This is a genomic window from Rhizobium sp. R634, from assembly GCF_002211305.1.
Classification (GTDB): Bacteria; Pseudomonadota; Alphaproteobacteria; order Rhizobiales; family Rhizobiaceae; genus Rhizobium.
The window spans coordinates 151,825-178,056 of the sequence record NZ_LOKW01000025.1 but is presented as its reverse complement, the minus strand read 5'-3'; the positions used below and the strand labels follow the sequence as shown (position 1 = coordinate 178,056).

The 26,232-nt window shown below is 62.3% G+C and carries 17 protein-coding genes; 6 read left to right on the top strand and 11 right to left on the bottom strand.

Features of this window, described 5'->3' with window-relative positions; translation table 11 throughout:
* Positions 1 to 127: 127 nt before the first annotated feature.
* From ATY77_RS23800 to ATY77_RS23785, 4 genes are all read left to right on the top strand, one after another.
* A complete protein-coding gene (locus tag ATY77_RS23800; RefSeq protein ID WP_088689106.1) occupies positions 128 to 997 on the top strand; it encodes a DMT family transporter in 870 nt (289 codons plus the stop codon).
* Between the two features lie 153 nt (positions 998 to 1,150).
* On the top strand, positions 1,151 to 1,924 hold the full coding sequence (locus ATY77_RS23795) for an amino acid ABC transporter substrate-binding protein (protein ID WP_088677449.1): 774 nt from the start codon (positions 1,151 to 1,153) through the stop codon (positions 1,922 to 1,924).
* A gap of 92 nt (positions 1,925 to 2,016) precedes the next feature.
* Positions 2,017 to 2,697, top strand: coding sequence for an amino acid ABC transporter permease (locus ATY77_RS23790; protein ID WP_088677448.1), 681 nt, complete (start codon positions 2,017 to 2,019; stop codon positions 2,695 to 2,697).
* Positions 2,694 to 3,455 carry an amino acid ABC transporter ATP-binding protein gene (locus ATY77_RS23785; protein WP_088689105.1) on the top strand — a complete coding sequence of 254 codons (762 nt, stop codon included), beginning with the start codon at positions 2,694 to 2,696 and terminating at the stop codon, positions 3,453 to 3,455. Before ATY77_RS23790 ends, ATY77_RS23785 begins: the two co-directional genes overlap by 4 nt.
* Positions 3,456 to 3,506: 51 nt before the next feature.
* On the opposite strand, the gene ATY77_RS23780 is transcribed toward ATY77_RS23785, so the two are convergent.
* The 3 genes from ATY77_RS23780 to ATY77_RS23770 form a co-directional block, all read right to left on the bottom strand.
* Positions 3,507 to 4,079: an NAD(P)H-dependent oxidoreductase gene (locus ATY77_RS23780; protein WP_088689104.1), complete on the bottom strand. Its 573-nt coding sequence runs from the start codon at positions 4,077 to 4,079 to the stop codon at positions 3,507 to 3,509.
* 261 nt (positions 4,080 to 4,340) lie between these two features.
* The gene (gene pyc, locus ATY77_RS23775; RefSeq protein ID WP_088689103.1) at positions 4,341 to 7,805 is read right to left on the bottom strand and encodes a pyruvate carboxylase; all 3,465 of its coding nucleotides are present in this window, start codon (positions 7,803 to 7,805) and stop codon (positions 4,341 to 4,343) included.
* A 178-nt stretch (positions 7,806 to 7,983) separates the two neighbouring features.
* On the bottom strand, positions 7,984 to 8,724 hold the full coding sequence (locus ATY77_RS23770; protein WP_088689102.1) for a LuxR family transcriptional regulator: 741 nt from the start codon (positions 8,722 to 8,724) through the stop codon (positions 7,984 to 7,986).
* Positions 8,725 to 9,026: 302 nt separating this feature from the next.
* Between ATY77_RS23770 and ATY77_RS23765 the strand changes: the two genes are divergently transcribed.
* Positions 9,027 to 10,790, top strand: coding sequence for a glucan ABC transporter ATP-binding protein/ permease (locus ATY77_RS23765; RefSeq protein ID WP_088689101.1), 1,764 nt, complete (start codon positions 9,027 to 9,029; stop codon positions 10,788 to 10,790).
* A gap of 424 nt (positions 10,791 to 11,214) precedes the next feature.
* Positions 11,215 to 11,568, top strand: coding sequence for a VOC family protein (locus ATY77_RS23755; protein ID WP_088689100.1), 354 nt, complete (start codon positions 11,215 to 11,217; stop codon positions 11,566 to 11,568).
* A gap of 49 nt (positions 11,569 to 11,617) precedes the next feature.
* Here the strand turns inward: ATY77_RS23755 and opgC are convergent, their stop codons facing one another.
* The 8 genes from opgC to ATY77_RS23720 all read right to left on the bottom strand — a co-directional run bounded on the left by opgC (position 11,618) and on the right by ATY77_RS23720 (position 26,230).
* Positions 11,618 to 12,856: an OpgC domain-containing protein gene (gene opgC, locus ATY77_RS23750; RefSeq protein WP_088689099.1), complete on the bottom strand. Its 1,239-nt coding sequence runs from the start codon at positions 12,854 to 12,856 to the stop codon at positions 11,618 to 11,620.
* Positions 12,857 to 12,957: 101 nt separating this feature from the next.
* Positions 12,958 to 21,477: a glucoamylase family protein gene (locus tag ATY77_RS23745; protein WP_088689098.1), complete on the bottom strand. Its 8,520-nt coding sequence runs from the start codon at positions 21,475 to 21,477 to the stop codon at positions 12,958 to 12,960.
* 536 nt (positions 21,478 to 22,013) lie between these two features.
* Positions 22,014 to 22,178: a hypothetical protein gene (locus tag ATY77_RS32965; RefSeq protein WP_190237689.1), complete on the bottom strand. Its 165-nt coding sequence runs from the start codon at positions 22,176 to 22,178 to the stop codon at positions 22,014 to 22,016.
* Between the two features lie 124 nt (positions 22,179 to 22,302).
* Positions 22,303 to 22,491: a hypothetical protein gene (locus ATY77_RS23740; protein ID WP_088689097.1), complete on the bottom strand. Its 189-nt coding sequence runs from the start codon at positions 22,489 to 22,491 to the stop codon at positions 22,303 to 22,305.
* 163 nt (positions 22,492 to 22,654) lie between these two features.
* Positions 22,655 to 23,404, bottom strand: a complete 750-nt coding sequence (locus tag ATY77_RS23735) for an ABC transporter ATP-binding protein (RefSeq protein ID WP_088689096.1) — start codon at positions 23,402 to 23,404, stop codon at positions 22,655 to 22,657.
* Entirely contained in the window at positions 23,401 to 24,234 is an 834-nt protein-coding gene (locus ATY77_RS23730; protein WP_088689095.1) for an ABC transporter ATP-binding protein, read from the bottom strand. The genes ATY77_RS23735 and ATY77_RS23730 overlap by 4 nt, the downstream gene beginning before the upstream one ends.
* Positions 24,231 to 25,166: an ABC transporter permease gene (locus ATY77_RS23725; protein ID WP_088689094.1), complete on the bottom strand. Its 936-nt coding sequence runs from the start codon at positions 25,164 to 25,166 to the stop codon at positions 24,231 to 24,233. Before ATY77_RS23725 ends, ATY77_RS23730 begins: the two co-directional genes overlap by 4 nt.
* The gene (locus ATY77_RS23720) at positions 25,163 to 26,230 is read right to left on the bottom strand and encodes an ABC transporter permease (RefSeq protein WP_088677435.1); all 1,068 of its coding nucleotides are present in this window, start codon (positions 26,228 to 26,230) and stop codon (positions 25,163 to 25,165) included. The genes ATY77_RS23725 and ATY77_RS23720 overlap by 4 nt, the downstream gene beginning before the upstream one ends.
* Positions 26,231 to 26,232 lie beyond the last annotated feature (2 nt).

Sequence of the window (26,232 nt, the reverse complement as noted above, 5' to 3'; positions counted from 1 at the left end):
TTCTGACGTTATGAAACAAACCCGCCACCGCAGCGATTATGGCTATTGACCAGTACAAAGGCCGGGAATACCGATAAGGGCATTCCCCGATTCCCGCCGGCCTATCCGCCACCCTGGTGCATTCCCCGTGAAAAACTCCGTCAGCCTGGGCATTCTGCTCACGAGCGCCGCCTATATGGCGTTCACTTTTCATGATGCGATCATCAAGATCCTGACTTCAAGCATTCCGGTCTGGCAGATCCTGTTTTTCCGCAGCCTCACGATCCTTCTCGGTTGCCTGGCCTACGGCCGCGGCAGGCTGGCCCGCCAGGTCATGACATCGCCGATCATCAAGCCGATGATCGCGCGCAGCGTTCTTCTCCTCTGTGCCTGGCTTTCCTATTATTCCGCTGCAAGCCGTCTGCAGCTTGCCGAGGTCACCACGCTTTATTATGCGGCGCCCGTCGTCGGCACAGTGCTTGCCTGGCTCATCCTGAAGGAAGAAGTTACGCCGGCGCGCTGGCTTGCCGTCGGCGTCGGTTTCGTCGGCGTGATGATCGCCTGCAATCCCGTTGGCCTGGCGATTTCCTGGCCGGTCTATCTGGCGCTGCAGGCGGCCGTCCTCTGGGCTGCCGCCATGGTGCTGCTGCGCAAGACCTCCCTGCATGAGAAGACCGTCGTCCAGCTTGCCGTTTCCAATATCTTCTTCCTTGCGATGACGGGCGTTGCCGTCCTCTACACCTGGAAGACCCCTGATATAACACAGCTGGCGCTTCTCATCGCCATCGGCGTCGTCGCCGGCGCGGCGCAATTCGCTCTCTTCGAGGGCATGCGCCTGGCGCCCGTCTCCGTGCTTGCGCCGTTCGAATACACCTCCCTCGTCTGGGCCTTCCTGCTCGGCCATCTGATCTGGGCCGATATGCCGACGCCGAATGTCGTCGCCGGCGCGGCCATGATCCTCGGCGCCGGATTGATCATCATCGTCACCGAAAGATTGCGCCGCCGCATTACCGCATGATGCCCGTTTCTGCAGGATTCATGGCTTGGGGCGCAGCATGAGAAAAATATTTGCGGTTGCTGCTTTTATTCGCAGTTTTCTTCGCTTTCGCCGCCCTAGTTTTCTGCAAAGTATCCCTCATCCGATCACAACCTCCCAAGGATGGATAGAACAATGAACTGGTTGAAAACCGTCGCCGCCGCTGCCCTCATTCAGGCTGCGGCCCTCCTGCCTGCCCATGCCGGCGAAAACCTTGCGGCCATCAAATCGGCCGGAGTCTTCAAGATCGGCACCGAAGGCACCTATGCGCCCTTCACCTACCACGACGAAAGCGGCAAGCTCGTCGGCTTCGATGTCGAGATCGGCGAAGCCATTGCCGCCAAGCTCGGCGTCAAGGCCGAATTCGTCGAAGGCAAGTGGGACGGGCTGATCGCCGGCCTCGACGCCAAGCGCTACGACACGGTCATCAACCAGGTCGGCATCACCGAAGCCCGCAAGCAGAAATATGATTTCTCCGAGCCCTATATCGCTTCCAAGGCGGTGCTGATCGTTCGCGAAGGCGAAGACAGCATCAAGACCTTCGCCGACCTCAAGGGCAAGAAGTCCGCCCAGTCGCTGACCAGCAACTTCGGCAAGCTCGCAACCGAAGCCGGCGCCGAACTCGTCGGCACCGATGGCTTCGACCAGTCGATCCAGCTCGTGCTGACCAAGCGCGCCGACGCGACGATCAATGACAGCCTGTCCTTCCTCGATTTCAAGAAGCACAAGCCGGACGCGCCGGTGAAAATCGCCGCCGAGCAGGAGAATGCCGATTATTCCGGCATCATCATCCGCAAGAACGAGCCGGAGCTTCTGGCCGAAATCAACAAGGCGCTCGCCGACATCAAGGCCGACGGCACTTACAAGAAGATCGCCGACAAGTATTTCGGCCAGGACGTTTCGAAGTAAGTCCCACTCCACCCAAAGGCCCTTCCCCCTTGTGGGGAGGGGTTGGGGAGGGGTAAACCTCGAACGCACCAACCCACGAGAGGGATTACCCCTTGCCGCACTGGCTCCAACTGATGGCGGAATCGCTCCCCTCGCTCCTTTGGGCGGGATTAATCTTCACCATCCCCCTCACGCTGCTGTCCTTCGCCTTCGGCCTGATCCTCGGGCTGATCACCGCGATTGCCCGCCTTTTCGGGCCAGCGCCCGTCGCCGCCGTCGCCCGCTTCTATGTCTGGGTCATCCGCGGCACGCCGCTGCTCGTCCAGCTCTTCGTGATCTTCTACGGCCTGCCGAGCGCCGGCATCCTGCTCGACGCTTTTCCCGCCGCCCTCATCGGCTTCACCCTGAATATCGGCGCCTACAGCTCCGAGATCATCCGCGCCGTCATCTCCTCCGTGCCGAAGGGCCAATGGGAAGCCGCCTATTCGATCGGCATGAGCTGGCGTCAGGCAATGAGCCGCACGATCCTGCCGCAGGCCGCCCGCGTCGCCGTGCCGCCGCTGTCGAATACCTTCATCTCGCTGGTCAAGGATACTTCGCTGGCCGCCGCCATCACCGTGCCGGAACTCTTCCAGGCAGCGCAGCGCATCGTCGCCACGACCTATGAGCCGCTGATCCTCTATATCGAAGCGGCACTCATCTATCTCGTCCTGAGCTCGATTCTTTCGCAGTTGCAGGTGCGCCTGGAGCGCCGCTTCGCACGTTACGGCGGCATGCTGGAGGCAAATGCATGATCGAGCTTTCCAACATCGAAAAGCGCTTCGGCGACGCCGTCATCCTGAAGGACATCAGCATCCGCATTCCCGAGGGCAGCGTCACCGCCCTGGTCGGACCATCCGGCGGGGGCAAGAGCACGCTGCTGCGCTGCATCAACCTGCTCGAAATCCCGACGGCGGGCACGATCCGCCTTGGCGAGGAGACTCTTTCCTTCGCGCCCGGTAAAAGAACGAGCTGGCCGGCGATCCAGAAGATCCGCCGCCAGACCGGCATGGTCTTCCAGAATTTCCAGCTTTTCCCGCATCAAACCGCGATCGAGAACGTCATGGAAGGCCTCGTCACGGTGCTGAAATGGCCGAAGGAGAAAGCACGCGACCGCGCCATGGAGCTTTTGACCAAGGTCGGCATGGCGCACAAGACCGATGCCTGGCCCTCGACGCTCTCGGGCGGCCAGCAGCAACGCGTCGCGATTGCCCGGGCGCTGGCGCCGTCGCCGCGCGTACTTCTCTGCGATGAGCCAACCTCGGCGCTCGATCCGGAACTTTCGGCCGAGGTCGTCGATGTTCTGGGCCAGCTTGCCCGCGAAGGCACCACGATGGTCATGGCGACCCATGATCTGCGGCTCGCCTCGAAGATCGCCAATGACGTCGTCTTCCTGGAAGCCGGCAGCGTGGTGGAAACCGGCAGCGCCAAGGCGATCTTCAGCGCGCCGCAGCGCGAACGCACCAAGCGCTTCATCTCGACGATTAACGCTGCCCATACCTACGATATCTGAAATTTCTCACGTGAATCGTAATTCACGTGAGACGCTTCCGTGTGATCTGCCTCAGGCCGCGGTAACGACCGAGCGCGCCGCCTTGAGCGCATTGCCCCACCAGATGAGCTGGTCGAGCTGGTTTTTGGCCGCCTCGTTGAGGTGCGGGTAGTCGCTGAGGCTTTTGCCTTCCTTGAGCACGCTCAGATATTCGCTGAAGGCGATGTGCACGCCCGTTTTTACCGAAGCGGCCGCCATTTCCACGAAGATCAGCCTGAGATGCTCGACGGCACGCGCGCCGCCGACGCCGCCGTAACCGACGAAGGCGACCGGCTTGTGGATGAATTCGCCGAGATCGATGGCGTTCTTCAGGACCGCGGTCGGCGCATGATTATATTCTGCGGCAGTAAAGATGTAGCCGTCGAATTCGCGCAGTTTCTTCTTCCAGCGCTCGGCCGTCTCGTTTTCCGCCTCGGTCGCGCGAGCTTCGCCGAAGAACGGCAGCGGATAATCGCGGAGATCAAGCACCTCGACGGCAAGCTCGGAACGCTCCTTGGCAATGCCGGCGATCCATTGAGCGGGATGCTCGGCGAAGCGGCCGATACGCGTGCTTCCGACGATGACGGCGATTTTCAACTGGCTCATGGGGTTCTTTCCTGTTGAATGGCGGGTTTGCTGGAGCGCCGCGGCCGATCGGACGCGATATACTCCTCGCTTTGAAATGGCGCATAGCCTTGGGTTTATGCGCCAGCCATTTCTAGGAAATTAGCAGCATGCCGGGCAAGCCGGGCGAGGCAAGGAAAAGAAGGAAAGTTCCATTATTCCGATCAGCCGAACGCACACAATCGAGTGATCGGCGACCGTTGGCTGCCGGAGCGGCTTCGATCGCTCCGGCAGCCCAACTGTTTATCCGCCGTAGACGACGAGCAGATCCTTCGCATCGATCTGGTCGCCGGCTTTGACGAGAACTTCCGAGATCGTGCCGTCCTTTTCCGCATGGATCGCAGTTTCCATCTTCATTGCCTCGATGGAGACGAGCACGTCGCCGGCGCTGACGGTCTGGCCTGATGAGGCGAAGACGCGGCTGATGACGCCCGGCATCGGCGCGCCGACATGGGCTGCATTGCCGGGCTCGGCCTTGCGGCGCACCGCCGCACCCGTCGCCCCATGGGCTCGGTCCGGCACCTTGATGCGGCGCGGCTGGCCATTGAGCTCGAAGAAGACGGTGACCATGCCCTGGCTGTCGGTGGCGCTCATCGCCTGATTGACGATGACGAGGGTCTTGCCTCGTTCGATATCGGCAAACAGCTCCTCGCCATCGGCCAGCCCGTAGAAATAAGCAGGCGTCGGCAGCACCGAGACCGGACCGTAGGTATCGGAGGCGAGCGCAAAGTCGGTGAAGACCTTCGGATACATCAGATAGGAAGCGAATTCGAAGTCACTGACCTCGCGCTCCAGCTTGGTCTCGATGACCTTGCGCTCGGCATCGAGATCGGCTTCCTTCAGCAGCGAGCCGGGCCGCACTGTATAGGGCTTTTCGCCCTTCAGCGCCTTCTTCTGCAGCGCTGCCGGCCATCCCGACGGCGGCTGCCCGAGATCGCCCTTCAGCATCGACACCACCGATTCCGGGAAGGAGATTTCGCGCTCGGGGCTGACGACGTCGGCGACCGTCAGATCCTGGGACACCATCATCAGCGCCATGTCGCCGACCACCTTGGACGACGGCGTCACCTTGACGATATCGCCGAACATCTGGTTGGCGTCGGCATAGGCCTGCGCCACCTGATGCCAGCGGGTCTCGAGACCGAGCGAGCGGGCCTGCTCCTTGAGGTTAGTGAACTGGCCGCCCGGCATTTCATGGAGATAGACTTCCGAGGCCGGACCCTTGAGGTCGCTTTCGAAGGCGGCATACTGGTTACGCGCCGCTTCCCAATAGAAGGAGATGCGGCGGATCCATTCCGGATCGAGGCCCGGATCGCGCTCGGAGCCGGAGAGCGCCTCGACGATCGAGCCGAGACAGGGCTGCGAGGTATTGCCGGAAAGCGCATCCATCGCCGCATCGACGGCATCGACGCCGGCTTCGACGGCGGCAAGAACGGTCGCGGCGGCAATGCCCGATGTGTCATGCGTGTGGAAGTGGATCGGCAGGCCGGTCGCTTCGCGCAGCGCCTTGAACAGCACCTTCGCCGCCGCCGGCTTCAACAGACCCGCCATATCCTTGACTGCGATGATATGGGCGCCGGCCTTCTCGAGCTCGACGGCAAGGTCGGTATAGTATTTCAGGTCGTATTTCGGGCGGGCCGAATTGAGGATATCGCCGGTATAGCAGATCGCCGCCTCGCAGAGCTTGTTCTCTTCGGCGATCGCATCCATCGACACCCGCATGTTCTCGACCCAGTTCAGGCAGTCGAAGACGCGGAACAGGTCGATGCCGCCCCTGGCCGCCTGGCGGACGAAGTATTTGACGACATTGTCAGGATAGTTGGTGTAGCCGACGCCGTTGGCGCCGCGCAGCAGCATCTGCAGCAGCAGGTTCGGCGCCCCCTCGCGGATCAGCGCCAGCCGCTCCCACGGATCTTCGGTCAGGAAGCGCATCGAGACGTCAAAGGTGGCGCCGCCCCAGCATTCGAGCGACAAGAGGTTCGGCAGCGCATGCGCATAGGTGCCGGCGATGCGGGCGATGTCATAGGTGCGCATGCGGGTCGCGAGCAGCGACTGGTGGCCGTCGCGCATCGTCGTATCGGTCAGAAGCACGCGCTTCTCGTTGCGCATCCATTCGCCGAATTTCTTCGGCCCGAGCGTGTCGAGAAGCTGCTTCGTGCCGTCCTTCACCCCGTTGCCGTTGGAATAGGGCACCACCGGCTGGGCGGCGTTATCAAGCGGTCGCGGCCTGTCCTTGGCCTCGGGATGGCCGTTGACGGTGACGTCGGCGAGATAGGTGAGCAGCTTCGTGGCGCGGTCCTGGCGCTTGACCTGCTGGAAGAGCTCCGGCGTCGTGTCGATGAAGCGGGTGGTGTAACTGTTGTCGCGGAACTTGGGGTGACCGATGATCGCTTCGAGGAAAGTCAGATTGGTGGCCACACCGCGGATGCGGAATTCGCGCAACGCGCGGTCCATACGGCTGATCGCTTCGGACGGGTTCGGCGCCCAGGCCGTCACCTTGACGAGCAGCGGATCGTAATAGCGGGTGATGATGGCGCCGGAATAGGAGGTGCCGCCGTCGAGACGAATGCCGAAGCCGGACGCCGAACGATAGGCGGTGATGCGGCCGTAATCCGGAATGAAATTGTGCTCGGGATCTTCTGTGGTGATGCGGCACTGCAGCGCATGGCCGTTGAGCCGGATGTCGGCCTGAGCGGGGACGCCGGATTCCGGCGTGCCGATCGCGGCGCCATCGAGGATATGGATCTGCGCCTTGACGATATCGATGCCGGTGACGACTTCAGTCACCGTATGCTCGACCTGGATGCGCGGATTGACCTCGATGAAGTAGAATTTGCCGGTATCGGCATCCATCAGATATTCGACGGTGCCGGCGCCGATATAATTGGTCGCCGCCGCGATCTTCAGCGAATAGGCGGCAAGCTCCTGGCGCTGCGCTTCCGAGAGATAGGGTGCCGGCGCGCGCTCGACGACCTTCTGGTTGCGGCGCTGGATCGAGCAGTCACGCTCGAAGAGATGCACGACATTGCCGTGCGTGTCGCCGAGGATCTGGCTTTCGACATGGCGGGCACGCTCGACCAGCTTTTCCAGATAGACCTCGTCCTTGCCGAAGGCGGCCATCGCCTCGCGCTTGGCTTCGGTCACCTCGCGGGCGAGATCCTTCGGATCGCGGATGGCGCGCATGCCACGGCCGCCGCCGCCCCACGAAGCCTTGAGCATGACGGGATAGCCGATCTCTTCGGCCATCTTCGCCACTTCGGCCATATCGTCCGGCAGCGGCTCGGTCGCCGGCACGACCGGCACGCCGACCGAGATCGCCAGGTTGCGCGCGGCGACCTTGTTGCCGAGCTGGCGCATCGTATCGCCCTTCGGGCCGATGAAAATGATGCCGGCCTTGTTGCAGGCATCGACGAATTCGGGGCTTTCCGACAAGAGGCCGTAGCCGGGATGAATGGCGTCGGCGCCGGAAAGCTTGGCGACGCGGATCACCTCGTCGATCGACAGGTAGCTTTCGATCGGGCCGAGATCGCGGGCCAGATGCGGGCCGCGGCCGACCTGATAGCTCTCGTCCGCCTTGAAGCGGTGCAGCGCCAGCTTGTCTTCCTCCGCCCACATTGCCACCGTTTTTATTCCAAGCTCGTTGGCCGCGCGGAACACGCGAATGGCTATTTCAGAGCGGTTGGCAACGAGTATCTTGGAAATGGGCAAAACGGTTTCCTCCACGTTCAGACGCGGGCATGCTGCACCCGCGAAGAAAATTCTTAACTTCTTGTCACAGGAAGTTCAATTTCTCTTGCGACTGCGAAATGCACTTTCTCGCCATGCCGATGCGCGCCGCCGCGAAAATAGGCAGCGTCGTTTATACGACATATGCAGAGAGGGCGCTTTAGCTTATCAGGCCATGACGGAACGCAAGCGCCACCGCCTGCTGTCTGTTCTTTGCCTTCAGCTTGTCCTGCAGACCGTTCATGTACCAGTCGACGGTGTGGTTGGAGATCTTCAGCAGTTTGCTGATCTCCATCGAGGTCATGCCTTCGGCAAGGTAACGCAGGATTTCCATCTCGCGCCGAGTCAGCGGTGTCTCAGCCGGAAGCACGGTTTCCAGCGCCTGCGCCTCGCCTTTCAGATCGAGCAGCCGCCAGAAAGCCTTGCGCGCCACCGCTTCGAACAGCGCGAGTTCCACCGGCGACAGTTCGACCGGTTTGCCACTGATATTCAGGCTGCCCAGAATGCCGTTGCGCCCATGGAGCGGAAAAACGTAGCCGTCCTCCAGCCCATGGCCGAAAGCGTCGACCATCATCTGCTCCATGCGCCGCTCATGCGCATCCTTGCGGAACGCCTTCATGCTCTCCCGCCAGCGAAAGGGCCGCTGGGCGTGGTTGAGATAGCGCACCATCGGGTCGATCAGGACATATTTTTTCGCGGCATAGATCTGCGGCCATTGTTCCGGCCAGCGGTCGGCAAGCGCCGCCGCCCAGGGTTCCGGCTTCTGCTGGGAATGGCGCACGAGGCCATAATAGTCGAAGCCTGAGTCCCGGATGACCTGTTCGAGTTCGCCGACCAACGCCTCGGGCTTCGAGTATTCCTCCAGGACGACAAGCAATTGAATTAACGAATTAATATTCACAAAATGCCCCTTGCGAGGCCGTCGGCGGCTTTCGGATTGGTCGCGAAACGGTCTTCTTCAAAAAATGCAGTCTCTAATTTAATGCTGCGCTAAATATTTATTAAAATGCAAGCGCAAATTGTTCGCGCATATACCCCGGCGATAATTTTCCCGCCACAACCATTTTCGTCGCATCCTGCGATAGTACATTCGTGTTAATCACCCAGGCCGGCAAACCCTGAATGCGCCGTTAATCGCCGGTTCAGGTAGCCTTTTGTAGCATCGCATCATCCCCGTTTTCGCAGATGCACAAGAGGTTAGACGTGTCGCTTTTCAAGGTCTATGCAAGAGCTCTGCGCTATCTTGGCGCCTATAAGCTCCGCGTATCCCTGGTCGTTCTCGCAAACATCGTTTTGGCGACCATCACGATTGCAGAGCCGATCCTGTTCGGTCGCATCATCGATGCGATCTCGGGCAAGGGTGAGGTCAAGCCCATCCTCTTCATGTGGGCAGGCTTTGCCGTCTTCAACACCGTCGCCTTCGTCCTGGTGGCCCGCGAGGCCGACAGGCTCGCCCATGGCCGGCGGGCGACGCTGCTGACGGAAGCCTTCGGCCGGATCATTTCCATGCCGCTCGGCTGGCACCATCAGCGCGGCACCTCCAACGCCCTGCATACATTGCTGCGCGCCTGCGAGACGCTGTTCGGCCTCTGGCTGGAATTCATGCGCAACCACCTGTCGACGGTCATTGCGCTTGCCCTTCTAATCCCGACCGCAATGGCGATGGACCTGCGCCTTTCCGCCGTGCTCGTGGTGCTTGCCGTCGCCTACTGGCTGATCGGCCGCGTCGTCATGAGCCGCACCAAAGACGGCCAGGCTTCGGTCGAAAATCATTATCACACCGTCTTTTCACATGTCAGCGACTCGATCAGCAACGTGTCTGTCCTGCACAGCTACAACCGCATCGAGGCTGAAACAAAGGCGCTGAAATCCTTTGCCGACCGCCTGCTCGAAGCTCAGTATCCGGTGCTCGACTGGTGGGCGATCGCCAGCGCGCTGAACCGCATGGCGTCGACCATAGCGATGATGGTTGTCCTGATCATTGGCACCATTCTCGTCCAGGCCGGCCAGCTGCGCGTCGGCGACGTCATCGCCTTCATCGGCTTCGCCAACCTGCTGATCGGCCGTCTCGACCTGATGCGCCAGTTCGCGACGCAGATTTTCGAGGCCCGCTCCAAGCTCGAAGAATTCTATGCGCTCGAAGACTCGGTGCAGGAACGTGAAGAGCCGGCCGGCAACGGTGAGATCAAGGACGTCAAGGGTGCGATCGAATTCCGTGACGTCTCCTTCGGCTTCGGCAACAGCTCGCAGGGCCTGCACAATGTCTCCTTCTCGGTGAAGGCAGGCCAGACGGTTGCGATCGTCGGCCCGACCGGCGCCGGCAAGACGACGCTGGTCAACCTGCTGCAGCGCGTCTACGACGCCCAGGGCGGCCAGATCCTCGTCGACGGCACCGATATCACCAAGGTGACCCGCAAGTCGCTGCGTCGCCACATCGCCACCGTCTTCCAGGATGCCGGCCTGCTGAACCGCTCGATCAGCGACAATATCCGCCTCGGCCGCGAGGGGGCCAGCGAAGAGGAAATGCGCCGTGCGGCCGAAGCCGCCGCCGCTGCCGACTTCATCGAAACCCGCGAGGACCGTTACGATACGCATGTCGGCGAACGCGGCAACAAGCTCTCCGGCGGCGAGCGCCAGCGCATTGCGATCGCCCGCGCCATCCTCAAGGACGCGCCGATCCTAGTGCTCGACGAGGCGACCTCGGCGCTCGACGTCGAGACCGAAGCCCGCGTCAAGGCCGCGATCGACAATCTGCGTGAGAACCGCACCACCTTCATTATCGCCCACCGCCTGTCGACGGTCCGCGAAGCCGATATGGTGCTCTTCCTGGACAACGGCCGCGTCGCCGAGCAGGGCAGCTTCGACGAGCTCAGCCACAGCAACGGCCGCTTCGCCGCCCTGCTGCGCGCCAGCGGCATCCTGACGGACGAAGAGGTCCGCAAGGCCCATACGACCGAAGCCGCCTGATCGGGTTCGGCTCTCAAAGATCAAGGCCGGGGGATTGTTCCCTCCGGCCTTTTTGTTTGGTTGCGTTAAGCCAGTCCAATTCCTGCGACACACTTCAGGACTTCGTTTCCAAAACCGGTGCTGACGACACACAGCAACGGTGTACCATAGGGCCACCTCCTCCCCTGCAGGGAATCTTCCCCACAAGTGAGGAGATTGGCTGGGCGCGATAGTTTCCCCAGCCAACAACGAACCTGTTCCGCACGGCGGCGGAAAGGGACTGGGGGCCAACCACTGGCCAATCTCCCTTCTTGTGGGGGAGATGCCCGGCACAGCAGAGAGAGTGTCACACTCTGCAACGTCCGCGTTGCAAGCCCAAACCAATTGACGCTCCTACCGATCTTCCTACCTTCCGCCTTGTCCCCAAGCATTGGAAGGAAACCCCATGAAGGTCCTGCGCATCGTCGCCAATATCGAGGCGCCCGACATCACGCCGGCCAGGCGCTTCTACCAGGATATCCTCGGTCTCGACGTGGTGATGGATTACGGCTGGATTACGACCTTTGGCGCCGCCAGGCCGATGAACGTTCAGGTGAGCGTCGCCACCCAAGGCGGTTCCGGAACGCCGGTGCCCGATCTCTCGATCGAGGTGGACGAGCTCGATGCCGCTTTCGAGGCGATGAAGACCGCCGGGCTTCCGATCGAATACGGCCCGGCCGACGAACCTTGGGGTGTCAGGCGCTTTTACGTGCGCGACCCCTTCGGCAGACTGGTGAACATCCTCGCCCATAAAAATTGAGCCGGCGGCCATCAGCCACCGGCTCCTCATGTCGATCGAAGACCGAGTGTTATTTCCGATCGGCCCTGTGATAGGCGTTGGCTGCCCCGCGGACACGAACGGGGACGGGTATGGTGGCGGGCTCGGTGACCAGTTTGCCCCTGACCTTGTCCTGCTGGCGCTTGTGCTCGAGATAGTAGGCGTAGGCAAATTGCGTCGCGATCCCCGCTATGACGAAGAGCGGCCCGACCAGCGGATCCTTGTTGGTGATGTAGAGCACCACCTGTCCCACCATGGCGAGGATCGTGCCGGCGACGAAGATGTTCAGCGAATGACGGCCGAGGATCGTCAGCGGATGGTCGGCGGGACGGCGCAGGATACGCGAAACTGCGGGAATGCTGATGACCAGATAAGTCAGCGCCAGCACATGCAGCAGTCGCGGCAGCGACAGGAAGGTCTTGTCGAAGCCTGTGATGACGGTCGGCAAGCCAAGTGCCGCCAGCGAGTTGCCGAAGGCCCAGAGATGGCCCATGACCCAGACGAAAGACAGCAGCACGTAGCCGGCAGCAGCCGCAAACAGCAGCGGATGGCGCGGGATTGTGCCGCCGCGCTTGATATGCAGGATCGAGACGATGCCGATCGTAAACAGGAACTGCCAGGAGAGCGGATTGAGGAACCAGTAGCCCTCGATCAGCAGGTTGTGCGGCGCCACCTCATAGATGCCGGCAAGCAGCCAGACCGTGCCGGAGACGGCGAGCGCCAGCAGCGGGCTGCGCGCATTGAGCAGCAGAATGACCGGCACCATCAGCAACAGCGCGCCATACATCGGCAGGATGTTGTTGTAGCCGATCTGGTGGCCGAGCAGCAGCAGCGCCGGAATGCCTTCCTTCAGGTTCATGAGAACCGCCAGGATATTGATTTCGACCAGCAATCCCGGCCGGTGGAACAGCCAGGCGCCGCAGATGAACAATGCCAGGGTCATGAAGGTGGTGATCATATGGGCAAGGTACAGCGTGAAGGCGCGCCGCGCCGCCTTGATCGCCGTCTTGATGCGCGCACCCGGCTTGAAGCGGGACCCGTAGGCGAGGCCGACGGCAATGCCGGAGATCAGGACGAAAGCCTCCGCCGCATCGGAGAAGCCGAAATTCTTGGTCGTCACATATTCGAAAATCTGCCCGGGAACATGATTGATGAAAATCATGATCAGGGCCAGGCCACGCAGCACATCAAGCCGTGTATCGCGTCCCGGCGCAGCCGCGGATAAGCAACTGCGCTCGGCGCCGATGGCTTCGGTCAGCGTGCTTGCCATAGAGGTTTCTCCTGTTATCCGATTTTGCAAACGCGACGACGGCCAAAAGGGTTCCCTTTGGCCGTCGCGAATCGCCGTGTTCCTCAGCGTGGAGAACGCTGCTATCCGAGCGGATATCCCTCTTCGGGATCGGTGACTTCGCTGCCGTTGATCGACAGAGTGTAGCCGCTGGCATTGGACGCTTTTGAGACCGAAATGCGGTATTTGCCGCCTGCCTGCTCCACCTCTGCCGCAAATCCGTCCCATTCCGACGGAAGCGACGGGCGCACGTAAAGCCGGCCGTCCTTCAGGCGGATACCGAGAATGCCTTCGACGGCAGCGCGGTAGAGCCAGCCTGCGGAGCCCGTGTACCAGGTCCAGCCGCCGCGCGACGTATAGGGCTCATGACCGTAGACGTCGGCTGCCACGACGTAGGGTTCGACGCGATACTGTTCCGCCGAAGCCTTGTCGAGCGCGTGGGTGATCGGATTGAGGATCTGGAAGCAGCGCAACGCATCGTCGCCGCGCTTCAGCTCTGCCAGCGCCATCACCACCCAGGTCGCGGCATGGGTATATTGCCCGCCGTTTTCACGCACTCCCGGCGGATAGGCCTTGATATAGCCGGGATCCCGCGCGGAATTGACGAAAGGCGGCGTGAACAGCCGGATGATGCGGGCTTCCTCGTCGACCAGCTGATCGAGCACGGCATCCATCGCCTTGACGGCGCGGGCCGGGTCGCCCTCGCCGGACAGAACGCTCCAGGACTGCGCGATCGAGTCGATCCGGCATTCCGGGCTTTCCTTGGAACCGAGCAGCGCGCCGTCGTCGAACGTGCCGCGGCGATAGTAGCCTCCGTCCCATGCCGCGGTTTCGAGCGCCTTCTTCAACTCGGTGAGATGCGCCGACCAGCGCTCCACGCGGGCCGTGTCGCCGCGCTCTTCGGCATAGGGAATGAAGGAGCGCAATGCCCCCGCCAGGAACCAGCCGAGCCAGACGCTGGTGCCGCGCCCGCCAATGCCGACGCGGTTCATGCCATCGTTCCAGTCGCCGCCGAGGAACAGCGGCAGGCCGTTTGCGCCCTTGCGGGCGATGGCGAGATCGAGCGCCAGCGCCGCGTGTTCGTAGACGCTCGCCTTATCCTCGGAAATCTCCGGCTTGTAGAAGGAATCGTGCTGCCCCTCCAGAAGAGCGGGGCCTTCGAGGAAGGCAAGCTCCTCATCGAGCACGCTCTTGTCGCCGGTAACACTGCAATAGTGATGGATCGCATAGCTCAGCCAGACGACATCGTCCGAGATCAGGGTGCGAACGCCCGCACCCGTTCCCGGCAGCCACCAATGCTGCACGTCCCCCTCGCGGAATTGACGCGAGGCGGCATTCAGGATCTGCCCTCGGGCGATCGAAGGTTCATGCAGCAGGAAGGCCAGCGTGTCCTGCAACTGATCGCGGAAGCCGAAGGCACCGCTCGCCTGGTAGAAGGCAGTGCGGGCCATGATGCGGCAGCCGAGGCTCTGATAGGGCAGCCAGCTATTGACGAGATTGTTCATCCCGCGATCCGGGGTCGAGATCTGCAGCCGGCCGGTGAACTCACGCCAGAAGGCGCGGTTCGCCTCGACGGCATCGTCGAACGAAGCCTCGCGGGTGCCGGCGATAACCTCACGCGCCTCGTCTTCGGTCTTGGTATCGCCGAGGAAGAAGGTGAAGTCACGCTCCTCGCCGGCGCCAAGCTCGATGTCGATCGCGAGAGCCGCGGCCGGATCGCCGTCGAGTTCCGTCGCACCGGAAAGCACGGCGGCCGAGGTGACGGCCTGCGGGGTCTGGATCGTTCCCGCCTTGCCGATGAATTCCCGCCGGCTTGCCGAGAAGCTCGAAAGCGTCTCGCTCGCCGCGAAGAAGGCAATGCGGTTGGAGTGGTCGATGCTGTAAGGATTGGTGGCGAACAGCGCGCCCGTCTCCCCATCATGCCGCGACAGGATGAAGGGCGCCGTGCGGCCCGGATTATTGCCGAGGATCCATTCGACATAACCATAGAGACGCAGCTTGCGGCCGGTCGAACCGGTGTTGCGCAGACGCAGGCGCTGCAGCTTTACCGGCTTGTCGCGGGCGATCGTCTGCGTCAGCTCCAGCGCGATATCATGCTGGATGCTCGAGAAGACCGAATAGCCGAGCCCGTGGCGGGCTTCGAAACGAATGTCCGGCCGGCGCGAGAGTGCCGCGAAGGGCGTCATAACAGCACCGCTGTCGAGATCGGCGAGATAGAAGGCCTCGCCCGAACGGTTGACCACCGCATCGTTCGACCAGGAGGTCAGCTGGTAGTCGCGTGAATTGACGCTCCAGGTGAAGCCCGCCCCTTCCGCCGAGACGTGGAAGCCGAACTTGTCGTTGGAGATCACGTTGATCCAGGGCTGCGGCGTCGCATGGCCGCCGGGAAGACGAACGACATATTCGCGGCCGTCGCGGGCAAAGCCGCCGATGCCGTTCCAGAAGTCGAGATCGCCTTCCTCTTCGATGACCACGGCGGGCACAACAGGCGGCGGCACCGGGGTGACGCGCTTGACCGGAACTTTGTTTCGCTCGGCCCGCTCCATCTCCTGCTGTTCCTCCTTGGAGGGTGCAAACAGCGCGACGGCGCGGCTGATCTGATCGACCACCTTGCCGTTCTTGGCATGCAGGGTGACGCGGGAAGCCGCGATCAGCGCGTGATAGGTGCTTTCCTCCATCAGATCCTTGCGGACGGCGAAGATGTGCTGGCGCAGCCCATCGGCCTGGCCCATGCGGCGCACGTTCTCGCACATGGCGTCGAGCGCGTGCTGCATGTCCTGCGCATAGGAAGAAGCGCGTTCGTTCATGATGACGAGATCGGCGGTGACGCCGCGCGAACGCAGATATTCCTGCGCCAGCAGCGCCTCGCGGGCGATGTCGAGATCCATGTCGTCGTTGACGCGCAGGGTGAAGATCGGGAAGTCGCCGGAGATCGCCAGCGGCCAGAGGGCCGATTGCGACTGCAGGCCGGCCTCGACGGTCGCCTCATCCTTGCGCAGCTGCATGTCGGGATAGACGAGGTAGCGTCCGAGATGCTGGAAGGCCGCCGCCTGCTGCGAGGTGACGCCGACATGGCGCATCTGCACCTGTGTGCGCGTCCAGGCCTGGACGAGTTCGTGGTTGAAGGCGTCGGGGTGACGGTAGCGGTTGACCGCCTTGTCGACCTCGTCGCGGCTCGGTGCCGCGATCGTCCAGAAGAACACGCTGACCTTCTTGCCGGCCGGCACGCGCACGGTGCGGCGCAGCGACATGACGGCGTCGAGCATGAAGCCGTCGCTGCCGGAAAGCGTCGCGCCGGGATCGAAGGCCGCCGCATCGGCAAGGCTGCGGCCGCGGCCGATGAACTTGCGCCGGTCGGTCTCGAACTCGGTGTGACGGGTGTCGCCGGCATTGTCGACGATCAGATGGGCGATGCTGATATTCGGCTCGTTCGGATCGCGCTTGTTGCGCTCCGCGCGAATGACGTCGCCACGCTTGCCGATCTCGGTCCTGATGAACATCCGGGCGAAGGCCGGATGCGCATTGTCGGTATCGTCGGAGGTAATAACCGGTTCGAGGTAGGAGGTGACTTCGATGAAGCGGTCTTCAGTGCCCATGTTGAGGAGGGTGACGCGGCGGGCCTCGGCATCATGCTCGGTCGCAATGATGCATTCCACCTCGCTCGTCAGGTCGCCGACTGTCTTCGTGAACTGCGCCTTCTCGTCGGCGAATTCGACCTTGATCTTTTCGCCCTCGACACCCTTCGGCTCTGCTGTCGCCGACCACCATTCGTTGGTAGCGGTATCGCGCAGGAAGATGAAGGTGCCCCAACGGTCTTCCGTCGGATCGGCCTTCCAGCGGGAAACGGTAAGACCGTTCCAGCGGGAATAGCCGGCGCCCGTCGCCGTCAGCATCATGGAGTAGTGGCCGTTGGACAGGAAGACGAGTTCACGGTCGCGCGAGGCCGGGTCGCTGATCTTCCTGATCTCCGGCCGCAGCAAATCGTCCTGGATGCTGGCCGGCGTATCGGATTCATGCTTGCCGCTCATCACCGGAATGTCGCGCGGCGCCTTTTCCTGCAGCAGCAGTTCGGCCGCCTCGATCACCGGGTCGGAGTGGAAGAGCTCGCGCAGATGGCCGTTGAAGGCGACGTTGGCGACGGCCGCGATCGACATGCCGTGATGGTGGGCATAATAATTGTAGACCACCGCGCATTTCTTGCCTTCCGGCACGCGCGTCGGCGTGAAGTCGACGGCGTCATGGAAGCCGAACTTGCCGAGCGCGCCGAGCTTGCGCAGCTTCTGCAGGTTTTCCAGCGCACCCGGCGGATCGTACTGGCTGGCCAGCAGCGAGGCATAGGGCGCAATGACGGCATTGTGGCCGAGGCCGCGTTTCAGACCGAGCGTCGGCACGCCGAAATTCGTGTACTGATAGTTGAGGTTATGGTCGCGGGCATTGAAGGCCGCTTCCGAAATGCCCCACGGAATGCCGAGCTTGCGGGTATAGTTCATCTGTTCGACGACGACCAGATTGTTGGTCTGGTTGAGAATGCCTCCGCCGCGCTCCTGCATGACGAGCGGCGGCATCAAATATTCGAACATCGAACCGGACCAGGAGACCAGCGCGCCGCGTGATCCCACAGGCACGACCTGGCGGCCGAGGCGGTACCAGTGCTCGGTCGGCAGGTCACCCTTGGCGATGCCGAAGAGGCTGGTCAGGCGGCATTCCGAGGCGAGAAGATCGTAGCAGGCCTGGTCGAGCTCGCCACTTTCGACACGGTAGCCGATCGACAGCAAGCGGCGCTCCGGCCGGAACAGGAAGCCGAAATCCATCGAGAAGGCGAGATCGCGCGCCTTGTCGCGCAGCGCCACCAGGCGCGGCCTGAGGTCGTCGACCTTGGAAAGGTCGAAGGTGCTATCCGATATATGCGCCTCGCAGACCTTCACCAGCGACGCCGCCCATAGGGTGACCTCTTCGCTCTGCTTCGACTTGACCTCATGGTCGAGATTGGCGGCGAGCTTTTCGATGTCGCGCGCGAGAACGGCGAGGTTGATGATGCGGATCGAGGCGAATTCGTGCTCGCGCTTGACGGCGGCAAGCGCGTTCTGGAAGCCGACGATGCGCTCTTCCAGGCGCCGGCGCAGCGGGCGCACGGTCTTGCGGTCGTCGGGCAGGTCCGCCAGCACCTCGCCGAGAATGCCGGCCGTGTCGCCGACGCCGTCGAGATTGCCCTGCATATGGGCCGAGGGCGCCTCCGCCCAGTTGCGGCAAGCCGACGAAATGGCGATCAGATGGCCGGCGAGATTGCCGCTGTCGACCGCCGAGACGTAACGCGGTCCGAGCGTCTGCAGCGTATCGGTGTGATACCAGTTGAACAGATGGCCGCGGAATTTCTCCATCTTGTCGATCGTCGCGATCGTCTGTTCCAGCCGCTCGATCGTCTCCTCGAAGGAGAACCAGCCGAAATGCCGGCCGGAAACGACGGAGAGCAGGTAGACGCCGATATTCGTCGGCGAGGTGCGCGCCGCGACGATCACATGCGGCGTTTCCTGGATATTGTCCGGCGGCAGGTAGTTCTGCTCAGGAGTCGTGAAGGTCTCGAAATAGCGCCAGGTGCGGCGCGCGATCTTGCGCAGTTCGCTGGACACCGAGTCGGCGACTTCGAGCCGGTCTTCCGTCTCGGCCGACTGGCTGACATACCAGGCGACGACAGGCGAGAGGATCCACAGCAGCGCGAAGGGAATGCCGACGAGGAAGGCGTTGTCGCCGGGAAGCGCCGCGAAGGCGAGCGCCAGCAGCGCCAGCGCCGGCGCATGCCACATCGCCTTATAATAAGAGGCGAGGGTGCCCTGGCGGCCGGCCTGAACGCTGGCAGCGGTGCGCCACTGCAGCATCAGCTTGCGGCTGACGAGCAGGCGGTAGAGCGAACGGCCGATCGCATCCGCCATCATCGCCGCGGAATCGGCGATGAAAACGATGCGCAGCGCGACCTGCGCATTGGCGGCCGTGATATCCGACCAGACCGTATAGAGATGGGCACGCGCGACGATATCGCTGGTGCGCGGGATGATGCCGTTGATGAGCGATAGGGTCGGCGCGACGAAGAGGCAGAAGATCAGGAGAATCTGCCAGACGAGCGCGCCGAGCGGACCCATAAAGTACCAGCCGAGCACCGAAGCGAAGAACCAGGCGATCGGCGTCAGCGAGCGGCGCAGATTGTCGAACATCTTCCAGCGGCCGAGTGCCGTGACGCCGTATTTCGGATTGAACATGTAAGGCAGAAGCTGCCAGTCGCCGCGCGCCCAGCGATGCTGGCGCGATGTTTCCACCTCGTAGCGGATCGGGAAATCCTCGACCAGTTCGAGATCGGTGACGAGCGCGCAGCGCGCCATCGAGCCTTCGAGAAGATCGTGGCTGAGAACCGAGTTCTCCTCGATCCGGCCCTTCAGCGACGCTTCGAAGGCATCGACGTGATAGAGGCCCTTGCCGGTGAAGGTGCCTTCGCCGGCGAGATCCTGATAGACGTCGGAAACGGTGAAGACGTAAGGGTCGAGGCCGCGGTTGATCGAAAAGACGCGCTGGAACACCGATGCGTCCTTGCCCGTCGTCAGCGACGGCGTGACGCGCGGCTGCAGCACGCCGTAGCCGCTCTCGACGCGCCCGGTTTTCGGATTGATGACCGGGCGGTTGATCGGGTGGTAGAGCTTGCCGACGAGTTTGGTGACGGTATCGCGCATCAGGCGCGTGTCGGCATCGAGCGTCATGACATATTGCACGTTGGCCGGCACCGCATTGGCGCCCGGCAGATAGGTCGTGTCGCGGTCGCCGCGCAGCAGCATGTTCAGCTCGTGCAGCTTGCCGCGCTTGCGCTCCCAGCCCATCCACACGCCTTCGGCGGGATTGTAGAGGCGGCGGCGATGCAGGAGGTAGAAGCGCGTCTTGCCGTCATAGGCATAGCGGGCGGAAAGATTGGCGATCTCACGCCTTGCATAGTCGAGAACCTCGAGATCGGCGGCCGTCTCCTCGGCGTCGCTGTCGGGCCAATCGCTCAGCAGCGCAAAATAGATCTCGCCGCGCGGATTGGCGAGATAATGAACCTCGAGATTGCGCACCTGATCGTCGACGCTGTCGCGGTTGGAGATCAGGCAGGGCACGACGAGCAGCGTGCGCGCATCCTCCGGAATGCCTTCCTTGAATTCGTAGCCGACGAGCCGCGCCGGCGTCACGAAGAAGGACAGCAGAGTGTTGAAGAGGCCTGTCGCGCCTTCCGAGGCCGGCAGCGAGAACATGATCAGCAGCACGGCGATCTCGAGCGGACCCATGCCGGCATTCGCCATGAACTTGCCGACGACAGCCATGGCGATGACGGTCAGCAGCATGACGGGAACGGCGATCGCCAGCCAGTTGAACTGGCGCACGGCGCGGACGAAATGCTGGGTGATCGTCGGGCGGTAATTCGCCCGCGCCTCGAGCTTCGGCCGCTGCGCGCCGGACAGGAAGCCGCCGACATTCGGTTCGTGCGGCTGCGGCTCGCCGGAGGCCTTGGCCTCTTCCGTCATGTCGAGCGCCAACTGGGCGATTTCCATTTCCGTCAGCGGCGAGCGCTTGGCCAGCTTCTCGATCTGCTTGCGGTATTTGTTGCGCGAGCCGGAATCGAGGATGCCGTAGTCAGAATGCTCCCACAGCAGCTTATCGACGTGGCTGACCTGTTCGACCCAGACCGACCATTCCGTATCGTCGATCTCGCGAAGGCTGCGGATGATGTTGCCCATCGTCACGTTGCCGGAAGACAGGCGGCTGTGTTCGGCGGTCGTCGCCTCTTCGGTATTGCGGCCGAGCTCTTCCAGCCGCTCGTCGAGCCAAGTGATCGCCAGGCTCGATGTCTGCGAGCCGTCGCGCAGGCGGTAGAGGAACTGCGTCGAGAAGGTATTGTCCTCGGCAAGCGGCTCCAGCGTCTTCAGATAGGCGGCAGCCTTTGCCGGATCGGTCAGGCGGACCAATTCGTCGGCCGCCTCGTTGGCGCGCCGGCGCAGCCGGCGGCTGGCTTCCACACGGCTCGAAATACGGCGAAGGTTTTCCACCAGCACATAGCGCACGAGCGAGGGCAGGGCCCAGAGTTCACCGATCCGGAGCGTCTCGCTGGTCTGGAAGCCGTCGACCAGCGCCGTCAGGCTTTCCTGCGAGATCGTGCTGTGGGTATGGGCGACATAGAGCCAGGCAAGGACCAGGGTTCGCGGTATCTCGACACCCCCGACAGAAATAGTCGGCAATTCGCGGTAGAAACGCCGGGGAAAGTCGCGCCGCACCTCCTGGATCGCTTCTTCGACGATATAGTGGTTGTCCAGCAGCCATTCCGCCGCCGGGGTGATCGTCTCTCCAGCCTCGACGTCCGTTGCCGTGGTGCGGTAAACGCGCAGGATTTCCTTCTCGTTTTCCTTATGGCGCGCGAAGAAATCGAAGGGGGCGAAAGCCGGCAACTTGCTGACGCCGTTGCGGGCGACCGCCTCGCCCATCGCCTTGATGTCCTCGATGGAAAGATAGGTCGAGCGGATCGAATCATTGTGATCGATCTGCTTCGTATCGGGGTCGCGCGGAAGGCTCGGAGAAAGATTGGCAATAGACATGGGTTCGGTTCTGGATCCAAACAAAGTTATGGCTGTTTTGCTCAGCCTTTTGCACTGCTTATCATGACTGCGACATGAACGGAGCCCGATTCTTCGAAGATCGATGAAGCCGGGATGAACGACACTTGGGCGACGCGACGCAAACGCAATGAGCCCCGGTTCAGGGCGGCAGACGGATGATGGAAATCATCGATATCCTCTCCGCGAAAGCCATGGCGAAACTTGGACACGGGACAATTCAAGTCAAGAGGCGGGGAATGCGCCCTGCCAGGCTCGTCTCCGCGGCGGGAGGCGAAAATGCCGGCATCCGGCCTGGCGGCAGCGCATAAAGACAGGAAAGGCTGAAGCGCGCCGATGAACAAACCTCGTTGCGGCGCCCTGGCGTGACTGACACAGAGAAGAATGGGGATTGGGATAGCGCTCGGCTCTATGACCACTCTCCCGGGACAGGCTGATGCCGGGAGAGTGCTGGGGCCTGCGAGCGTCAGCAAAGGGCGGAAACCGCCGCGGCACCTGCCGAGCTTAGGATGCGCCGATTAGCCGACGAGGCCGCAAACCATGGCGACGACGAACAGGAATGCTGCCGTGAAGATCGCTCCGTGGAGCATGGTCTGAAGCCTGTGACGCGCGGTCAGCGGCTTCTTGTCCGCGACGGAACCATAGTGGTTCACGTGAGTATGCGAAATACCCAGATCTGCCATATGTTGCCTCCGTTGTTTTCCTGCGGCCGGTTGTGCGGCTCGGTTTATAAATATTTTCTCTATCAGGTAGGTAGAGATAAATTTCCGTCCAGAGCGAGCGGAAGAGAAAATTCAACCAGCTCTATCAGCAGAGCGTGCGCCAGGCCCAGATCCACGAGCGCTCGACGGCGCTCTCGTCCTGCGGCGGGTTGGAAGAAGTGTCGATCAGCCTGCGGTCCTTCTCGGCGGGAATGGATACCGAAATCTGTTCCCTGCGGTCGGCTTTGACGGGAGGATCGAGGTAACCCATAGTCATGCCACCGAGAAAGAACATGCCTCAACCTCCATCGATCACGAAAGCTAACAATCGTTAACAGGATCATGACAGAAGCGGGGCAGCTGTCAATAGTCTAGTTGGTTGGTCGTCTTTTAGGGAAGCATTAGCCTTAACGGCCTCGCGGGTCTTTTTTTTTCAAAGGCTTGAAAAGACTACCCCTTCAGGCTTTGACGAACCCCTTGCTGGCGATCATCAAATTTCTCGTGTAGTCCTCCCGAACTGCGCCTCTCGCCAGCTCTTCCGATCTCAGTCGTTCGACGACGGCACCGTTGCGCATCACGGCGAGCCTTTCGCACATATGGGTGATGACGCCGAGATCATGGCTCACCATCACGAAAGTCAGCCTGCGGTCGCGCCGGATCTGTTCGAGCAGGTTTAGAACCTCGGCCTGCACCGAGGCATCCAAGGCTGAGGTCGGTTCGTCGAGCAGCAGGATCGACGGTTCGACGATCAGCGCCCGGGCGATCGCCACGCGCTGCCGCTGGCCACCGGAGAGCTGGTGCGGATAGCGGAAACGGAAGCCGTTGCCGAGGCCGACTTCGTCGAGCGCCCGCGCAATGCGCCGGTCGCTGTCGCCGATGCCATGGATCGCAAGCGGTTCGAGCAGAAGCCGGTCGATCGTCTGGCGCGGATGCAGCGAACCGTAGGGGTCCTGAAAGACCATCTGCACGCGCCGATAAAAAGTCTTGCTGCGTTTTGCGCCTCTGAGAGCTTCCCCCTCGATCAGGATCGTCCCGCCGCTGACCGGCGCAAGCCCGGCAACGGCGCGCAGCAAGGTCGATTTTCCCGAACCGGACTCGCCGACGAGACCGAAGGACTCGCCGCCTTCGACCGCGACGCTGACATCCTTCAGCGCATGAAATTCGTCATAAACGACGCCGAGATTGTCGATCTGGAGCGTTGCGCTCATGCCGCCCACTCCGGCTTGCGGTCGAGCACCGGCAGCGGATGGCGGTTCGAACCGATCTCGGGCATGCAGTTCAGCAGTCCCCGGGTATAGGGATGCTGCGCATGTTTGAGATCGGCGGCCGCGAGCTCTTCGACGATCTTGCCGGCATACATGACGATGACCCGATCGCAGAAGGAGGAAACCAGCCTCAGATCGTGGGACACGAAGATCAGTCCCATACCGCGCTCGGACACCAGCCTGTCCATGATACGCAGCACGTCGAGCTGCACCGTCACGTCGAGCGCCGAGGTCGGTTCGTCGGCGATCAGCAGTTCAGGCCCGGCAATCAGCATCATGGCGATCATCGCGCGCTGCCCCATCCCGCCCGAAACCTCGTGGGGATGCAGGTCGAAGACGCGTTTGGGGTCGCGGATCTGCACCGCCTCCAGCATGGTGAGCGCCCGCTCTCGCGCCTCCGACTTGCCAACCTTCTCATGCGTGCGCAGCGTTTCGCAGATCTGCCTGCCGATCGTCATGACGGGGTCGAGCGAATATTTCGGATCCTGCAGGATCATGGCGATGCGCTTGCCGCGCAGCCGGCGCCTTTCGCCGGCGGAAGCCTTGAGGAGGTCGATGCCGTTGAAATCGAGCCTGTCGGCGGTGACGATGCCGTGTTTCGGCGTCAGCCCCATGATCGCCCGGCCGGTTTGCGACTTGCCGGAACCGGATTCGCCGACGATGCCGAGCCTTTCCCTACCGAGCCTGAAGGAGACGCCGCGAACGGCCTCGATCACGCCGGTGCGGGTGGGATAGCTGACCTTGAGCTTGTCGACCGTCAGAAGTGTCGTCATTGGCCGCTCTCCTTCGGATCGAGCGCGTCGCGCAGGCCGTCGCCGAGCAGGTTGAAGCCGAGGCTGACGATGAGGATGGCGATGCCCGGCATGGCCGCGACCCACCATTGATCCAGGATGAAGCGACGGCCCGATGCGATCATCGCGCCCCATTCCGGCAGCGGCGGCTGCGCGCCCAATCCCAGGAAGCCGAGACCGGCCGCCGTCAGGATGATCCCGGCCATATCGAGCGTCACGCGCACGATCAGCGAGGAAATGCAGAGCGGCATGACATGGCGCACGATGATGCGCAGCGGCGATGCGCCCATCAGCTTCACCGCCGAAATATAGTCGGAACGCCGGACCGTCAGCGTCTCGGCGCGCGCGATGCGGGCATAGGGCGGCCAGGAGGTGATGGCGATGGCGATGATCGCGTTCTGGATGCCGGGACCGAGTGCCGCGACGAAGGCGAGCGCCAGCACCAGCTTCGGAAAGGCGAGGAAAATATCGGTGATGCGCATCAGCGTCGCATCCACCCAGCCGCCGGCATAACCCGATACCGTGCCGACCATCAGCCCGACCGGCGCGGAGATGATGGCAACGAGCACGACGACGAGCAGCGTCAATCGCGATCCGTAGACCAGCCGCGAAAAGATATCGCGGCCCTGGTCATCCGTGCCGAGCAGGAACCCGCTCGTTCCCGGCGGGAGTAAACGGGCATTGCGCAGATCGCCGACAACAGGATTGTGCGTGGCGATGAGATCGGCAAAAGCGGCGACCAGCAGCAGCGCGACGATGATCATGAGACCGACGACGGCAAGCCTGTTTGCGCTAAACTGCCGCCACGTCACGTAAGCGCGGCCGAGGCGCGCCTGCATCCGCGATTGCGGCCGGTCGGAAAGCAGCCATTCGCGGCGGCTCATCACGGGAGATGGGGTGGCGGGCGCCGTCATCGGTTTCGCGTCCTCGGGTCGAGCGTCCGGTAGAGAAGATCGGACAGAAGGTTGATGCCGATGAAAACGGTGCCGATGACGATCGTGCCGCCGAGCACGGCATTCATATCGGCATTCTGCAGCGAATTGGTGATGTAAAGTCCGATGCCCGGCCAGGAGAAGACGGTTTCGGTCAGAACCGAACCTTCGAGCAGGCCGGCATAGGAAAGGGCGATGACGGTGACGAGCGGCACGGCGGCATTGCGCAACGCGTGGCCCCAGATCACCCGTGTTTCCGACAGCCCCTTGGCGCGCGCGGCGACGATATATTCCTGCGAAAGCTCGTTGAGCATGAAGCTGCGCGTCATGCGGCTGATATAGGCCAGCGAGAAATAACCGAGCAGCGAGGCGGGCAGGATGATGTGGCGGAAGACGTCGTAGAAGACGTCCCATTGCCCCTGCCAGGCGCTGTCGAGCAGATAGAAGCCGGTAATCGGCGTGAACGTATATTCGAAGACGATATCGATGCGGCCGGGAAAGGCCACCCAGCGCAGCTGCGCATAGAAGATGACGAGCGAGATCAGTGCCAGCCAGAAGATCGGCACGGAATAGCCGATCAGCCCGATCACGCGCACCACCTGATCGGCGATGCTGCCGCGGCGCACGGCGGCAAGAACGCCGAGCGGCACGCCAACGCAGGCGCCGATCAGTGTTCCGAGCGTTGCGAGCTCGATCGTCGCCGGCATGACGCGGCGGATGTCGACCATGACAGGATTGGTCGTCAGCACCGAATTGCCGAAATCGCCGGAAAGGATGCCTTTGATATAGATGAAAAACTGCTGATAGAGCGGCAGGTTGAAGCCCATTTCCTGCCGCACCCGCTCGACTACGTGGGTGGGCGCGCGGTCGCCGAGGATGGCGAGCACGGGATCGATCGGCACGACGCGGCCGATGAAGAAGGTGACGGCCAGCAGGCCGAGATAGGTGGTGACGGCGGCGAACAGGAAACGTCCCGCCGCCTTCACGAAGACGCCGGCACGGCCCTTGCGGGGCCGCGCCTCCTGCCTGGTTTCGACGGTGCTCAAGC

Excerpts from the sequence above, each read along its gene's own strand:
- ATY77_RS23795 (WP_088677449.1), top strand. The coding sequence starts at position 1,151 with ATGAACTGGTTGAAAACCGTCGCCGCCGCTGCCCTCATTCAGGCTGCG.
- ATY77_RS23785 (WP_088689105.1), top strand. The coding sequence starts at position 2,694 with ATGATCGAGCTTTCCAACATCGAAAAGCGCTTCGGCGACGCCGTCATC.
- ATY77_RS23780 (WP_088689104.1), bottom strand. The coding sequence starts at position 4,079 with ATGAGCCAGTTGAAAATCGCCGTCATCGTCGGAAGCACGCGTATCGGC.
- ATY77_RS23755 (WP_088689100.1), top strand. The coding sequence starts at position 11,215 with ATGAAGGTCCTGCGCATCGTCGCCAATATCGAGGCGCCCGACATCACG.
- opgC (WP_088689099.1), bottom strand. The coding sequence starts at position 12,856 with ATGGCAAGCACGCTGACCGAAGCCATCGGCGCCGAGCGCAGTTGCTTA.
- ATY77_RS23745 (WP_088689098.1), bottom strand. The coding sequence starts at position 21,477 with ATGTCTATTGCCAATCTTTCTCCGAGCCTTCCGCGCGACCCCGATACG.
- ATY77_RS32965 (WP_190237689.1), bottom strand. The coding sequence starts at position 22,178 with ATGGCAGATCTGGGTATTTCGCATACTCACGTGAACCACTATGGTTCC.
- ATY77_RS23740 (WP_088689097.1), bottom strand. The coding sequence starts at position 22,491 with ATGTTCTTTCTCGGTGGCATGACTATGGGTTACCTCGATCCTCCCGTC.
- ATY77_RS23735 (WP_088689096.1), bottom strand. The coding sequence starts at position 23,404 with ATGAGCGCAACGCTCCAGATCGACAATCTCGGCGTCGTTTATGACGAA.
- ATY77_RS23730 (WP_088689095.1), bottom strand. The coding sequence starts at position 24,234 with ATGACGACACTTCTGACGGTCGACAAGCTCAAGGTCAGCTATCCCACC.
- ATY77_RS23725 (WP_088689094.1), bottom strand. The coding sequence starts at position 25,166 with ATGACGGCGCCCGCCACCCCATCTCCCGTGATGAGCCGCCGCGAATGG.